We start from the raw sequence: 15,486 nt of genomic DNA on the forward strand, positions 1-15,486 counted from the left end.
GTTGACAATGTACGATTGATGCCACTTTTGAATTTACTAAGTGCCTGTCAGCAAGCGGGCGTTTGGCAATACAAATTTCAGTCGTACATCGTCAACCTATAGATTTCCCGAACCTTTTATATACATGATATGAATTCTTACCTTTCCTTAAAATTAGTCATGAGAAGCTGGAAACGCAATAAACTGTTTGTTGCCATTTCCCTTGTCAGTCTGGTCGTCGGTATTGCCTGCACCACTTTGTTGATGGCATTTGTAATACACGAATATAACGTTGAGAACAATAATCCCAACAAAAATCGTATTCTGCGTTTAGTCCAGACTCTACCTTTTGCCCAACAGGCAGTGGAAGGTACATTCATATACGGTGGAACTGTTCCTCAAATAGTATCTCAGTTTCCGGAAATAGAGTCTTACTTACGTACGCAAACATTCAAGAATGTAAGGGTAAAGATTGAAGGACAAGAATTTCAAAGCTGGAGCTTGGTAGCAGCAGATTCAACATTAACGGCTTTTTTCCCTTTCCATAATATAGTAGGGGATGTTCAAGACGCATTACTGAAACCAGGAGACATAGCTGTAAGTGAACTGTTTGCCAAGAAATGTTTCGGTACAACAGATTGTATAGGAAAAAATGTAGATATACTATTGAGCGAAATAGGTATCAGACGCATCGTTGCCGTATTCAGCCAACCGGAGCAAAGCATGATGCAGACAGACATACTCCTACCATTGGAAGCTACCGAAAGCTCTGATTGTATGCTATTGCTGAAAGAAGGTACGGATATAAAGAAATTCCGCCAACGTTTCGGAGAAACAGAACTGCCCACTTTGTTGGGAAACGGACATCTTCGTACCCAAACATTGCAAGAATCTTATTTCGACGCTACGGTAAAAGACAGTAATCAAGTTATCAAACATCAGCAGAGCACCTTATTGGGTGTAGGGCTGTTGTCCGCATTACTGATTCTATTCATCGGTTGTTTCAACTTTATAAATCTGAATTTCTCCCGTTTGTTGCGTCAAGTGCACATGCTTCACATTGAATCCATAATGGGAGCCACAAGATCACAAATGCGCCAACAACTGTTCTTGGATACTTTTCTGATGGTTCTTGTCGCTTTCCTTTTATCTTTATTGTTGATGAATGACTTATTGCCTGCATTTAATCATATGGTTTCTGCCAAACTGACAATGGAATATTTGTTCTCATGGCAAGTGTTCCCTCTTATCTTGTTGTTTATCATAATATTGTCTGTCATACCGGCAAGTTATATGAGTCATAGGTTGCATTCCATATCCGAAACTAATTACCGTCATTTCTTTACCGGACGCAAAAAACGTTTCATTGTGGCCTTATTGGTAACCATACAATTCATCATCTCCATTGGCTTGATGAGTACATTCATGATTATCCGTTCACAGATGTATCTGATTAAGCAGGAAGAAAAGCACTATGAGAATATTATTAATGTATATACAGATGCCAATGCACAACCGACGCTAAAGACCCGGATAGATGAGGTGAAGAATATAGAAGGGGTAGAAGCGGTAATAACCTCCAATACCGGAATATATCCGATGAGTTTAGGAATCCCGGGCAAGGATGATTCCGGTGACAATCTGCTCATGTTGGAATTATACGAGGATTGTCCGGAATTCCTAACAATGCATCATATTGAACTGCAAGACTCCCTGCAAATATTCCATCTAATGTCCCGTACTCCACAACCTGCACTAATCAATGAAACATTCGTGGATTTATTGGTGCCCGAAGGAGAAAATCCTATCGGACAGCCCATTTCCAAGTATGTACACGAAAGAGAAGAACTTACAAAAGGTACAATTATCGGTATAGTAAAGGATTTCAAAAAGTACTCCATGACAGACCAAGTGGCTCCCTTACGAATACTCCTTTATGATACTCCACAAGATAATTTCTCAACTCTAGTTATAAAGGTAAAAGCCGGATATAAAGATAAAGTCATTAATTGCCTAAGAGAATCATACGAAAAGAAAAATCCAGGCATTCCTTTGAAATATGATGATATGTATCAGAAATTTATGTCCTACAATCAGGACATAACACACTTCTCGCATATCTTATTCATGTACGCCTGTGTCAGTATATTCCTTACTCTTTTCGGATTATTTGGCATCACACATTATGCCGTCTCACAGCGTAAACGTGAAATAAGCATCCGTAAAATTCACGGTGCATCCGCCCGTCAGATTCTATGGCTTATCAATTATCCGTTCCTTAGCTATGTAGGCATCGCATTCGTCGTAGCCGTCCCTGTCATTTATCTCTTTATGACATATTGGCTACAGCAATTTGCATACCATGCCACTCCAAACGCCTTTCACTTTCTGCTACCCTTGCTTTTTACTATAGGCATCACCTGCTTTACGATATGCCTGAATGGATATCGGGTAGCTGTCACCTCATTTCATCCGCGCCGCAATAGCCAGTAATACCCCAAGCACCACACCCAATATCGCAGCAAACAGCACCCGCATTTCTCCTGGCAGGAGGAATGTAATGGTGTGTGCCGGATACCAGAAAAAGGGAATTGTTTTCTTGAAGACAAAATTCCATTGTGCATCCCAATTCAGATGCGTAATGATGCGGGTCATCGGGATAGGGGTGAGGAGGCTGCGAAGAGAGCCGCCCCAATCCAGAATATGTGTATCCGTAATCTTATGGAATGTCATGAATACCGGAGCAAATATAGTGTTCATGGCAACTGAAATAGCAAAAGCTATCCATAATTTATCAAAGCAAAACTCCCCGTTTATGATAGCAGCGGCATTTGCCATTCCCATATATTCCATAAATTGCGGTACACCTTTGGAGAAGATAATCATGGCCGCGTTGATTCCCATTCCCAACAGTCCCCACACTACGGCACGCGGCAGTACACCAAATCCTTTTCGGTTATAGACTCCGGCACTGATACGAAGCCCCAGCATCTCACCCAGTGTAGCAAGAATTCCGAATTTAATGAAACTCATTACCATTCCATGTGCAGCGTTGAAAGACTTATACCAATCGTAAACGGGTTCACTCACAAAGAATGGCAGGAATATTATCACCAGAACAAAAATAAAGAGGAAGTCTTGCTTTTTCATACAAAAGTCATGTTTTTCATAAATAATGTGGCAAACATACTAAAATTATTCTGATTTAAAAGCAAATAAGCAAATAAAAGGTGTTTTGCCAAACAGAACAAAGTGTTTCCCTTAACCGAACAGTCTGTTTCATTAAAGGGAACACTTTGTTTCCCTTAAAAGAACATTTCGTTTCATCATATAAAAACACTTTGTTTTCTGTAGCTAAAACAAAGTGTTCAGCACTGTGAACTAACGAATTATCCCTATCAGCTTCCCCAGAAGCCTATATCATAGTCTCGGCACAAAAAAAGTGGGATTCAGAGAAACCTCTGATCCCACTTCATCATAGTAAGCAACGGATAGTTATTTCTTATCTTTCATATATTCATCCGCTTTCTCCTTGGCACGTGCCACGCGCTTGGCTGTATCCGGATGAGAAGAGAACATCTTCTGGAACTTAGATTCCTTCGGTGCTTCCGCTGAAAGTTCAAGCAATTTGTTCAAAGCATTGTACATGGCATACGGATCGAGATTATTCTTGATGCAGAATTCAAAGCCATAATCATCCGCTTCTGTCTCCTGCTTCTGGGAGTATTGAGCACCTGCCAATGCCTCGGCCATGGCACCCAGTTCAGAATCACTCAATTTGGATACTGTAGAACTTGCCGCACCGGCAGCATTCTTCACAGCCGAACGGAGGTAAGCATTCTTCATCGCATCTTTGGAATCCGTATGGATGACGTGACCTATCTCATGACCGACAACTGCCATCACTTCATCATCCGTCATGATGTCCATCAGTCCGGCGCAGATGCGTACACTGCCATCACCACACGCAAAGGCATTCACATCTATTACCTCGTAAACACCGAAGTTCACCTTCAAGCCGTCCACTTCCTTGATATTTCCAGTCAGCTTCTCCAGACGCTTGCCGTAATCCGTATCGGGCTTTGTCAGCGGATTGTGTGTATCCATCCATTCCATATATTCCTTGCTCATCGCTGCAATGTCAGCATCGGACAATGAAATGGCCTTGACGGCATCTGTACCGGCTTGGACAACTTTGGTCACATTGATTTTCTTTCCACCAATTTTGAACTGCGCATAGGCAGTGGTGGTACAACTCATTCCGCATACTACAGCAGCAATGATGAAGAAGTTCTTTTTCATATACTTTACGATTTAATCTTAGCCCTATTCCGTTTCGTATTAAACAAAAAGCCGCCTAATCATTATTAAACGGCTTTCCTAATATCTGTTTGAATCAGTTTACTTGATAATATCCAGTGCCTTGAAGCATTTGGTCAACTTCTCTACAGCGTAATCCACTTGTTCTACGGTGTGGGTAGCCATCAACGCTACGCGCACCAGCGTATCTTGTGGGGCACACGCGGGCGGAATAACCGGGTTGATGAAGATACCTTCGTCAAAAGCCAGCTTCGTTACTATAAATGTCTTCTCTGTATCACGCACATAGAGAGGAATGATAGGAGATTCTGTCTCACCGATTTCGAAGCCTGCATCGCGGAACTTCTTCAAGGCATAGTTAGTGATGTCCCACAGACGTTGGATGCGTTCAGGTTCGGACTTGATGATGTGAAGCGCCTCGCGGGCTGCAGCCGTAGCAGCAGGCGTACTACTTGCCTGGAATATATAGGAACGGGCATTGTGGCGCAGCCAATTGATTACCGCCTTGTCTCCGGCCACAAAACCACCGATGGAAGCCAACGACTTGCTGAATGTACCCATAATCAGGTCTACATCTTCGGTAACACCGAAATGGTCGCACACACCACGGCCTTGTTTTCCGAATACACCCAAGCCGTGAGCTTCGTCCACGTAAATGCTGGCATTGTATTTCTTCTTCAGGCGGACAATTTCGGGCAGATTGGCCAAGTCACCTTCCATGGAAAATACTCCATCCACAACAATCAGCTTTACAGCATCCGGTTCGCATTTCTGGAGTTCTTTTTCCAAAGCCTCCATATCGTTATGCTTGTACTTCAACTGAGTGGCAAATGCAAGACGGCGGCCATCTACAATGGAAGCGTGGTCACGGTCATCACAAATAATATAATCCCCACGGCCTACAACGGCAGGAATAATACCTTCGTTTACAGTAAATCCGGTAGAAAAACAGAGTGCTTCATCTTTTCCTACGAATTCAGCCAATTCCTTCTCCAGTTCAACATGTATATCGAGTGTTCCGTTCAGAAAGCGGGAACCTGCACAACCGGTGCCATATTTTTCTGTGGCAGCTATCGAGGCATCAATGATACGCTTGTCATATGTCAGTCCCATATATGCATTAGAGCCGAACATCAGAACCTTTTTACCATCCATCATTACCTCTGTATCCTGATGGCTGTTAATTGTGCGGAAATAAGGATATACGCCTTTTGCCATAAACTGCTGCGGCAGGTCGTATTTCGCAAATTTGTCTTGTAGTAAACCCATGAAATATCTTTTATATAATGAATATTTAATTCTATTAAATACAAGTCTTAAAAAACAGGGGGCAAAGATAGCAAAATATGTCGGTATATGTTCTATTTACATTAAAAAAACTACTTATACTTATTTTAAAAAGAATTATGTGGTTAATTTTTCAGATATTTATATTACTTTTGCCAGTTGGAAAACCTGCATAGCAACAACCCTTGCATGAACGAAAACAAGAAGAAAATAGCATTCATCATAAACCCCATATCCGGCACTCAGAGTAAGGAGCAGATACTGAAGTGGCTCGATGAAAAACTGGATAAGGAAAGGTATGCACAAGAAGTGATTTATACCGAACGGGCAGGCCATGCCGTAGAGATAGCGGCACAGAAGGCACAAGAAGATGCACATGCCGTCATCGCCATAGGAGGAGACGGCACCATCAATGAGATAGCCCGCTCACTGGTACATACAAAAACCGCTTTGGGCATCATTCCCTGCGGTTCCGGCAACGGACTTGCCCGCCATCTGCAGATTCCGATGGAGCCGAAAAAGGCCATCGACATCATCAATGACGGACTGATAGACATCATTGACTACGGAAAAATCAACGATGTGCCTTTCTTCTGCACCTGCGGCGTGGGATTCGACGCATTTGTAAGCCTGCAATTCTCCAAGGCGGGAAGGAGAGGACCACTCACTTATCTGGAAAAGACTCTGCTCGAAAGCCTGAAGTACCGTCCGGAAACCTATGAACTGGAAATGGACGGCAGCACCCTGCGATACAAGGCGTTCCTGATAGCCTGCGGAAACGCATCGCAATATGGAAACAATGCGTATATTGCCCCACAAGCCACCTTGAACGACGGACTGCTGGACGTCACCATACTCGAGCCGTTCACTGTGCTCGATGTACCGTCGCTCTCTTTCCAGCTCTTCAACAAGACCATTGACCAGAACAGCCGGATTAAGACGTTCCGTTGCCAGACACTCCGTATTCACCGTTCTAAACCGGGGGTAGTCCACTTTGACGGCGACCCGATGATGATGGGAGAGAATGTAGATGTAAAGATTATGAAGAAAGGACTGCAGGTCATTGTTCCCCGGGATGCGGAAAAAGACACTTCGAATGTCTTGCAGCGGGCACAAGACTATATCAACGGACTGAAACAGATTAATGATGCTTTTGTGGAAGACATCGCCCATAAAAACAAGATGATACTGGATAAAGGCAAAAGGCAATTCAAGAAACTGACGAAAATGTGATGTTGTAAAAAGGCACTTATAAGGAGTTTCTGAAAATAACTTTCCCCTTTTGATGCGCCATATAATATGTTTTATGTATTTTTGCATGTTCAAAATAGTAAATAAGTAAATCGTCAAACAGTAAATAAAAAGATGTATAGATCACACACCTGCGGAGAACTCCGTATCTCCGATGTTAACAAGCAAGTGACGCTGGCAGGTTGGGTACAGCGCAGCCGTAAGATGGGAGGCATGACTTTCATTGACCTCCGCGACCGTTACGGAATTACCCAATTAGTGTTCAACGAAGAGGTGAATGCCGAACTTTGCGAGCGTGCCAACCGCTTGGGCCGTGAATTCGTAATCCAGGTTAAAGGTACCGTAAACGAACGTTTCAGTAAAAACCAGCATATCCCGACGGGAGACATTGAAATCATCGTATCGGAACTGGATGTTCTGAACTCATCGCTGACCCCTCCCTTCACCATCGAGGAAAATACGGACGGTGGCGACGATATCCGCATGAAGTACCGTTATCTAGACCTGCGCCGTGTCAATGTACGCAGCAATCTGGAACTTCGCCATAAAATGACAATTGAAGTACGCAAATACCTGGACAGCCAGGGATTCATCGAAGTGGAAACTCCGATTCTGGTAGGCTCCACACCCGAAGGTGCACGCGATTTCGTCGTTCCTTCACGCATGAACCCGGGACAATTCTATGCCTTACCTCAAAGCCCGCAGACACTGAAACAGTTGTTGATGGTTTCCGGTTTCGACCGTTACTTCCAGATAGCCAAATGCTTCCGTGACGAAGACCTGCGTGCCGACCGCCAGCCGGAATTCACACAGATTGACTGCGAAATGTCTTTTGTGGAGCAGGATGACGTCATCAACCTCTTCGAAGGCATGGCCAAATATCTGTTCAAGGAAATCCGTGGCGTAGAGATGAACGAGCCGTTCATGCGCATGCCATGGGCAGACGCCATGAAATATTACGGCAGCGACAAGCCCGACCTCCGTTTCGGCATGAAGTTCGTGGAACTGATGGACATCATGAAGGGACACGGATTCCCGGTATTCGACAATGCCGCCTACATCGGCGGTATCTGCGCAGAAGGCGCCGCACACTATACCCGCAAACAGCTGGATGCACTGACCGAATTCGTGAAAAGACCGCAAATCGGTGCCAGAGGTATGGTATACGCGCGCGTAGAGGCAGACGGCAACGTAAAATCAAGTGTCGACAAGTTCTATGCGCAGGAAGTATTGCAGGAGATGAAGGCTGCCTTCAACGCCAAGCCGGGTGACCTGATTCTGATTCTGAGCGGTGACGACGCCATGAAGACCCGCAAGCAACTGAACGAGTTGCGCCTTGAAATGGGTAACCAACTGGGATTGCGCGACAAGAACAAGTTCGTCTGTCTTTGGGTGGTTGACTTCCCGATGTTTGAGTGGAGCGATGAAGAAGGCCGCCTGATGGCTATGCACCACCCGTTCACCCATCCGAAAGACGAAGATATTCCTTTGCTGGATACAGACCCGGCAGCTGTCCGTGCAGATGCATACGACATGGTGTGCAACGGTATTGAAGTGGGTGGAGGTTCCATCCGTATCCACGATGCACAGTTGCAGGCCAAAATGTTCGAGATTCTCGGATTCACTCCCGAGAAGGCTCAGGAGCAGTTCGGCTTCCTGATGAATGCCTTCAAATACGGTGCACCTCCTCACGGTGGTCTGGCATACGGTCTGGACCGTTGGGTCAGCATCTTCGCAGGTCTCGACAGTATCCGCGACTGCATTGCATTCCCCAAGAACAACAGTGGACGCGATGTAATGCTGGATGCACCTTCGGCTATTGACCAGAAGCAGCTGGATGAACTGAATCTGATTGTTGAAGTGAAAGAGTAAAAGCAGGTACGGAGTAGGAGAGTGAAAGAGTCTGCACGCATTTTTCGTTTTGCGGTAATCGGCACGCTGAATGCCTTGATTATGGCTGTTACCGTTTGGGTAATGATGGACGAACTGGACATCAACTATATGCTCTCCAATGTAACCGCATATATACTTGCACAGATACACAACTTCATCTGGTGCAAGTACTGGATATTCCCTACAGAAAAAAAGAGCAACACTTGGCGACAAGTGCTGCTCTTTTCTATAGCTTTCGGAATGGCTTACGGAGCGCAATTCCTTTTCCTCATAGGGCTGGTGGAGGGACTGGACTGCAACGAATACCTTGCCCAGTTCCTGGGATTATTCATCTACGGAAGTGTCAATTTCCTAATGAACAAACGGGTGACATTCCGTTAGTTCTCCCCCAGAGATCCCCGTCGTTATCAGTCAAGAAATCGTTTTGTCAATCCGGCATAGGCATCAATTCTGCGGTCGCGCAGGAAAGGCCACCAACGGCGTACATTTTCCGAACGTTCCAAGTCCACCTCTACAACGATATTTTCCGGCCGTTCGTTTCCTGCTTGGGCCAGGAACTCGCCTTGCGGTCCGGCCACAAAACTATTTCCCCAAAACAAGATACCATTGGTCTGCATGGAAGGATCCGGCTCATGTCCCACGCGATTCACTGAAACCACCGGCAAGCCGTTGGCCACAGCATGTCCACGCTGGGAGATAATCCAAGCATTGAGCTGACGCGCCTTTTCATCATCCGTATCACTGCTTTCCCAACCGATAGCCGTAGGATATATCAGTATTTCAGCTCCCTTCAGTGCCATCAGACGCGCTGCTTCCGGATACCACTGGTCCCAGCATACCAAAACTCCCAATTTGCCCAAAGATGTCTGAATAGGTTCGAAGCCTATATCACCGGGAGTAAAATAGAATTTCTCATAATAGGCGGGGTCATCAGGAATATGCATCTTCCGGTATTTCCCGGCAATGCTGCCGTCACGTTCAAAAACAACCGCTGTGTTATGATACAATCCGGGAGCGCGTTTCTCGAACAGAGAAGTGACCAGCACAATATCGTTGGCAGCAGCCAACTCTGAATAGAATCCCGTAGAAGGACCGGGAATCGGTTCTGCCAAGTCGAACAACTGCGTGTTTTCCGTCTGACAGAAATACAGAGAGTTATGCAGCTCCTGCAAAACAACTAATTGAGCCCCATGCGCCGCACATGCCTCTATACTTTTGGCCAAATTCATTAAATTAGTCCTGAGGTCCTTGGTATTGGCCTGCTGGATAATACCTACTTTTATTTTTCTTGTCATCTTATTCTATGGTTTATTGTTTTACTATGTATAATCGACATTACTTCAACACCCCTACGGGATATTGCATGGTAACACAATGCAAAGAGCCGTGTTGCTTAATCAAAGCACGGCAATCTATCCCGATAATTTCATAACCGGGAAAAGCCTCCCGCAACACTTCCCCCGCGCGGGCATCATTCTCCGGCTGGCGATAGGTGGGGTAAAGCACTGCATCATTCAGAATCAAGAAATTAGCGTAAGTGGCAGGAAGCCGTTCCCCTTCCTCTTCTATCTTATCGGCCATGGGCAAAGCCAGCAAACGGTAAGGTTCCCCCTTCAACGTACGGAAAGTCTTCAGTTGCTCCTCCATGCGATGCAGTTCTTCGTAATGCTCATCATCCGCATCCTTGCATTGTACATAGGCTATCGTGTCGGCAGGGCAGAAACGGGCCAGCGTGTCTATATGACTGTCCGTATCGTCACCTGCCAAATAACCGTGGTCCAGCCAAAGAACACGTTGCAGGTGAAAAACGGAACGAAGATATTCCTCAATTTCCACCCGGTTCATCTGTCCGTTCCGGTTAGGCGAAAGCAGGCATTCGGAGGTGGTGAGCAACGTACCCATGCCGTCACTTTCGATGGAACCGCCTTCAAGGACAAACCCCAAGCGATTTACATACTTTCCTTTCATCACTTCCGACTCCACCGCACGACGCGTAATCAAATTATCCTTATCGGATGCAAACTTCAATCCCCACCCGTTGAACTTAAAGTCGAGCAGAGATACACCGTCAGCATCCAGTAGGGTGATGGCTCCATGGTCGCGTGCCCAAGTATCATTCGTCTCACACTTCAGGAAACGGACATTTTCCATATTCACCCTGCCGAGAATCTGTTTCTTCACCTCATCCGGTTCTGGGGTTACAATCAGCAATGTCTCCCGGGCGGCTATTTCGTGGGCAATGGCTACAAAACATTCCTGCACTTCGTCCAACATATAGGTCCAGTCTGTACCCGCATGGGGCCATGTAAGCTGTATGCCGCTTTGCAAAGCCCATTCGGCAGGCAAGTGGGGAGCACGTGTCTCTACCTGAAAAGTCATATTCTTGCCAAAACGCACCTGACAGTCCTTCTCTGCGGCACCACCCAGCGGCAGTCCTACAAAATATCCCATATTATTTATCTTTTCTAATTCGTTACTTTTTAAGTTAGCAGAGAGAGGGAGAATAAACCTTAGGTTTAGAATTGCCAAACCTCTACTTCAGACTTCTAAACCTCTACTCTATGATTGTAAACCTCTACTCGTCAATTATCACTTATCTTCCTTCGGTTTCCGGTCGAAGAATGGATTCTTGGAGGATGCACTCACCGGAATGGCAAAGACAGTCTTGCATCCTTTCAGCCAATCCAAACGCTGAGCGGCAAGTCCGGCAGAAAACATGACACGGGTATCCACCCTCAAATCGGCAGCCATGGCACAAGCCGAACCTACAGCTATCCCTACATCCACCGTATTCAAAGCACAAGGTACTCCCTCCGGACGACCGGCACAAGTGGGAAAACCGCAGTGTCCGCAATTCAAACCTTGCGTCTGCTCGCGCGTACCTATTATAATTACACATTCAGCCTGCAAAATGTTGTCCGCATCACGGAGAAAGAACTTCATACCGTGCTCTTCAACCATAGCGACCATCTTTTCAGACAGCTTCTTAATGTCTTCACCCGTAACCAGCGCAGCTTCAATCACATCAATACCTTTTCCTTTCGGTGCCGTGCGCGCAGCAGTCAGCATTTGCCTTGCCACGTCAAGCACATGTTCGTGGCGGCAATCCCGTTCATTCTGTATCATAGTCTTTCTTTCCTGAATTAATTAGTGCGTCAAAGATAGCACAAATATTTTTTTGCACTATCTTTGCGATACAGAAAGATTAAAGGAACACCATGCTGCAAATAGAAAATGCCAGTATCGCCTACGGCAACGATATACTTTTCTCGGGTTTCAACCTGCAATTGGAAAGGGGAGAGATAGCCAGTATCTCCGGCCCTTCGGGATGCGGAAAGTCGTCACTGCTGAATGCCATACTTGGATTTACTCCGTTAAAAGAAGGACGCATCGTCTTGAACGGCATTCTGCTGGATAAAGGAAACGTCGACGTTGTCCGTAAGCAGACTGCATGGATTCCACAAGAACTGGCATTGCCGCTGGAATGGGTAAAGGACATGGTACAATTGCCCTTCGGTTTAAAGGCAAACCGGGGTACACCCTTTTCTGAAACCCGCTTATTTGCATGTTTCGAGGATTTGGGTCTGGAGCGGGAGTTATATTACAAACGGGTAAACGAAATATCCGGAGGCCAACGCCAACGGATGATGATAGCCGTAGCCTCAATGATTGGCAAGCCACTGACCATTGTCGATGAGCCGACTTCCGCTCTCGACTCCGGTTCCGCGGAAAAAGTACTTTCTTTCTTCCGCAGGCAGACAGAAAAGGGAAATACCATACTGACCGTATCCCATGACAAAAGATTTGCCGACGGATGCGACCGACATATAATCATGAAATAACATACACACTATTGGGAACCATAGATATATCATACCTCAGCCTGGGCATCGGATTATTGCTATTATTAATACCGTTGTTTTACATATGGAAGTTCAAGACCGGACTGTTGCGCGCTACTGTGATAGGTACGGCACGCATGATTGTCCAGTTGTTCTTCATCGGCATATACTTGAACTACCTCTTCTTATGGGATAACCCGTGGATAAACTTTCTATGGGTAATTGTCATGATATTCGTAGCATCGCAGACGGCATTGGCACGAACGCAATTGAAGAGGAAGATTCTGTTCCTGCCCATATCCGCAGGTTTCTTATGCAGTGTAGTATGTGTAGGCTTGTACTTTATCGGAATAGTACTGAGAGTGGAAAACGTATTCAGCGCCCGGTATTTCATCCCTATTTTCGGCATACTGATGGGCAACATGCTATCCAGTAACGTCATAGCCCTCAATACCTATTATAGCGGATTGAAACGAGAACAACAGCTTTACCGATATCTTCTCGGCAATGGTGCTACAAGAGCAGAAGCACAGGCACCTTTCATCCGCCAAGCCATCATCAAATCCTTCAGTCCGCTGATTGCCAATATATCCGTGATGGGGCTGGTTGCTTTTCCGGGAACCATGATTGGCCAGATATTGGGTGGCAGCAGCCCGAATGTAGCCATCAAATATCAGATGATGATTATGGTCATCACCTTTACCGCCTCCATGCTGTCACTGATGATTACAATCTCTCTGGCTTCCTGCAAGTCGTTCGACGCCTACGGCAAGCTACTGCCGGTGATGGTGGAGAAGAAGGGAAAAAAGGAGCAAAAATAACCACATCATACCCGCAAAGAGTTCAATTGCATATAAATATACAGTCTACAAGACTTTTTTAAACTGGAATTCTTTTTAATCCACTGCTTTTTACTATATTTGCAACCAAATTTTCTGTTCACAATGAAAATTAAGGAATTAGTAAGCGCCCTTGAACGGTTCGCGCCTCTGCCATTGCAAGACGGATTTGATAATGCCGGCCTGCAAATCGGATTGACAGATGCGGAAGCAACAGGGGCTTTGTTGTGTCTTGACGTTACTGAAGCCGTACTGGATGAAGCCATTGCATTGGGATATAATGTGGTTATATCACATCACCCTCTCATTTTCAAAGGGTATAAGTCCATCACGGGCAGGGATTATGTGGAACGTTGTATCTTGAAAGCCATCAAGAATGACATCGTTGTTTATGCTGCGCACACTAACCTTGATAATGCGCCGGGAGGAGTGAACTTCAAGATTGCCGAGAAAATCGGTTTGAAGAATGTCCGTATTCTGGAAGCCAAAGAAAATGCGCTGGTGAAGCTGACCGCATTTGTACCGACCGCCCAAGCGGAAGACGTGAGAAAAGCCTTGTTCAACGCCGGATGCGGCAATATCGGCAACTATGATTCGTGCAGTTATAATCTGGAAGGCGAGGGGACATTCCGAGCCCGAGAAGGCGCCAATCCATACTGTGGAGCGATAGGGGAGCTGCATACCGAGTGTGAAGTACGTATTGAGACAATCATACCCGCCTACAAAAAAGCGGAGGCTGTCAAGGCACTGCTTGCGGCACACCCGTATGAAGAACCGGCCTATGATATTTATCCCTTGCAAAACTCATGGGTACAAGCCGGAGCCGGTGTCATTGGTGAACTGGAAGTACCGGAGACAGAACTTGAATTCCTGAAACGGATAAAGAAAACCTTCGAAGTAGGGTGTCTCAGACATAACAAACTCCTCGGACGGGAAATACAGACTGTTGCATTATGTGGCGGCGCCGGCGCTTTCCTAATGCCGCTTGCCATCCGCAACCGTGCAGATGTCTTTATCACCGGCGAGATAAAATACCATGACTATTTCGGACATGATACCGATATATTATTGGCTGAAATAGGGCATTATGAAAGTGAGCAATATACGAAAGAAATATTTTATACAATAATCCGGGATTTGTTTCCTCATTTTGAGGTCCAGATGACCAAGGTGAATACAAACCCCATAAAATACATGTAAGTAAAATGGCTAAAGAAGCAAAAAAAGATCCTCAGGAATTAACCGTAGAACAGAAGTTGAAAGCTTTGTTCCAATTGCAGACAATGCTGTCCAAAATCGATGAAATCAAGACGTTGAGAGGTGAACTTCCACTGGAAGTGCAAGACTTGGAAGACGAAATAGCCGGTCTGAGTACCCGTATAGACAGAATCAAGGCAGAAGTATCCGAGTTGAAATCCTCCATCGCAGGAAAGAAAGTTGAAATTGAAACCGCAAAGGCTTCTGTAGCTAAATATAAAGACCAGCAGGACAACGTACGCAACAACCGCGAATATGACTTCTTGAGCAAGGAAATCGAATTCCAGACATTGGAAATCGAACTCTGCGAAAAGCGTATCAAGGAATTTGCCGCACAAGAGGAAGAAAAATCTCAGGAAGTAGCAGAAAGCACTGCTGCGCTGGAAGAAAGACAAAAAGACCTCGACGTAAAGAAGAGCGAACTGGACGAAATCATCTCCGAGACCAAACAAGAGGAAGAGAAGCTGAGAGACAAGGCCAAAGAACTGGAAACAAAGATTGAACCCCGTCTGCTTCAGTCCTTCAAACGTATCCGTAAGAATTCACGCAATGGACTGGGTATCGTATACGTACAGCGTGATGCTTGCGGTGGTTGCTTCAACAAGATTCCGCCTCAGAGACAATTGGACATCCGCTCACGCAAGAAAATCATCGTTTGCGAATATTGTGGCCGTATCATGATTGACCCGGAACTGGCAGGTATAACTCCCGAACAGAAAGTGGAAGTTGTAAAGGAAAAGCCAGTAAGAGCCAAAAGAAAAATCGTACATATCGGCTCAGATAATTAAAAATAGAACATTTTTATATATAAAACGGCA

14 protein-coding genes are annotated in these 15,486 nt (G+C 45.5%); 8 read left to right on the forward strand and 6 right to left on the reverse strand.

The genetic code is table 11. The annotated features are described in order from the left end of the window. Window positions 1-159 precede the first annotated feature (159 nt). The gene (locus ITJ87_RS13855) at window positions 160-2,472 is read left to right on the forward strand and encodes an ABC transporter permease (protein WP_229135043.1); all 2,313 of its coding nucleotides are present in this window, start codon (window positions 160-162) and stop codon (window positions 2,470-2,472) included. On the opposite strand, the gene ITJ87_RS13860 is transcribed toward ITJ87_RS13855, so the two are convergent. The 3 genes from ITJ87_RS13860 to ITJ87_RS13870 all read right to left on the reverse strand — a co-directional run bounded on the left by ITJ87_RS13860 (window position 2,443) and on the right by ITJ87_RS13870 (window position 5,568). Further along, complete coding sequence (locus ITJ87_RS13860) at window positions 2,443-3,129, reverse strand: hypothetical protein (RefSeq protein ID WP_117599711.1); 687 nt, start codon at window positions 3,127-3,129, stop codon at window positions 2,443-2,445. The genes ITJ87_RS13855 and ITJ87_RS13860 overlap by 30 nt on opposite strands. A 345-nt stretch (window positions 3,130-3,474) precedes the next feature. Beyond that, complete coding sequence (locus ITJ87_RS13865; protein ID WP_022402411.1) at window positions 3,475-4,281, reverse strand: M48 family metallopeptidase; 807 nt, start codon at window positions 4,279-4,281, stop codon at window positions 3,475-3,477. Between the two features lie 99 nt (window positions 4,282-4,380). Continuing rightward, window positions 4,381-5,568 (reverse strand): aminotransferase class I/II-fold pyridoxal phosphate-dependent enzyme, encoded by a 1,188-nt coding sequence (locus ITJ87_RS13870; protein WP_022402410.1) that lies wholly within the window; start codon window positions 5,566-5,568, stop codon window positions 4,381-4,383. 207 nt (window positions 5,569-5,775) lie between these two features. Here ITJ87_RS13870 and ITJ87_RS13875 point away from each other — a divergent pair, with 207 nt between their 5' ends. The 3 genes from ITJ87_RS13875 (at window position 5,776) to ITJ87_RS13885 (ending at window position 9,111) form a co-directional block, all read left to right on the forward strand. Continuing rightward, window positions 5,776-6,819 (forward strand): diacylglycerol kinase family protein, encoded by a 1,044-nt coding sequence (locus tag ITJ87_RS13875; protein WP_005827827.1) that lies wholly within the window; start codon window positions 5,776-5,778, stop codon window positions 6,817-6,819. A 132-nt stretch (window positions 6,820-6,951) separates the two neighbouring features. Beyond that, window positions 6,952-8,709: an aspartate--tRNA ligase gene (aspS, locus tag ITJ87_RS13880; RefSeq protein ID WP_117964571.1), complete on the forward strand. Its 1,758-nt coding sequence runs from the start codon at window positions 6,952-6,954 to the stop codon at window positions 8,707-8,709. 21 nt (window positions 8,710-8,730) lie between these two features. Next, window positions 8,731-9,111 (forward strand): GtrA family protein, encoded by a 381-nt coding sequence (locus tag ITJ87_RS13885; RefSeq protein ID WP_005827823.1) that lies wholly within the window; start codon window positions 8,731-8,733, stop codon window positions 9,109-9,111. A 26-nt stretch (window positions 9,112-9,137) separates the two neighbouring features. Here ITJ87_RS13885 and ITJ87_RS13890 read toward each other — a convergent pair whose 3' ends face one another. The 3 genes from ITJ87_RS13890 to ITJ87_RS13900 form a co-directional block, all read right to left on the reverse strand. After that, window positions 9,138-10,025: a carbon-nitrogen hydrolase gene (locus ITJ87_RS13890; RefSeq protein WP_005827821.1), complete on the reverse strand. Its 888-nt coding sequence runs from the start codon at window positions 10,023-10,025 to the stop codon at window positions 9,138-9,140. Between the two features lie 40 nt (window positions 10,026-10,065). Next, window positions 10,066-11,181 carry an agmatine deiminase family protein gene (locus ITJ87_RS13895; protein ID WP_005837171.1) on the reverse strand — a complete coding sequence of 372 codons (1,116 nt, stop codon included), beginning with the start codon at window positions 11,179-11,181 and terminating at the stop codon, window positions 10,066-10,068. Between the two features lie 138 nt (window positions 11,182-11,319). After that, window positions 11,320-11,856, reverse strand: coding sequence for a ferredoxin domain-containing protein (locus tag ITJ87_RS13900; RefSeq protein WP_005827817.1), 537 nt, complete (start codon window positions 11,854-11,856; stop codon window positions 11,320-11,322). A 92-nt stretch (window positions 11,857-11,948) separates the two neighbouring features. On the opposite strand from ITJ87_RS13900, the gene ITJ87_RS13905 reads away from it, so the two are divergent. The 4 genes from ITJ87_RS13905 (at window position 11,949) to ITJ87_RS13920 (ending at window position 15,456) form a co-directional block, all read left to right on the forward strand. Then, window positions 11,949-12,572: an ATP-binding cassette domain-containing protein gene (locus ITJ87_RS13905; protein WP_117964570.1), complete on the forward strand. Its 624-nt coding sequence runs from the start codon at window positions 11,949-11,951 to the stop codon at window positions 12,570-12,572. Window positions 12,573-12,583: 11 nt separating this feature from the next. Then, window positions 12,584-13,393, forward strand: coding sequence for an ABC transporter permease (locus tag ITJ87_RS13910; protein WP_117599751.1), 810 nt, complete (start codon window positions 12,584-12,586; stop codon window positions 13,391-13,393). 123 nt (window positions 13,394-13,516) lie between these two features. Next, on the forward strand, window positions 13,517-14,611 hold the full coding sequence (locus ITJ87_RS13915) for a Nif3-like dinuclear metal center hexameric protein (RefSeq protein WP_117964569.1): 1,095 nt from the start codon (window positions 13,517-13,519) through the stop codon (window positions 14,609-14,611). Window positions 14,612-14,616: 5 nt separating this feature from the next. Next, window positions 14,617-15,456, forward strand: a complete 840-nt coding sequence (locus ITJ87_RS13920) for a zinc ribbon domain-containing protein (protein ID WP_025836049.1) — start codon at window positions 14,617-14,619, stop codon at window positions 15,454-15,456. Window positions 15,457-15,486 lie beyond the last annotated feature (30 nt).

It is taken from the genome of Bacteroides sp. HF-162 (assembly GCF_015679285.1).
Lineage (GTDB): Bacteria > Bacteroidota > Bacteroidia > Bacteroidales > Bacteroidaceae > Bacteroides > Bacteroides uniformis.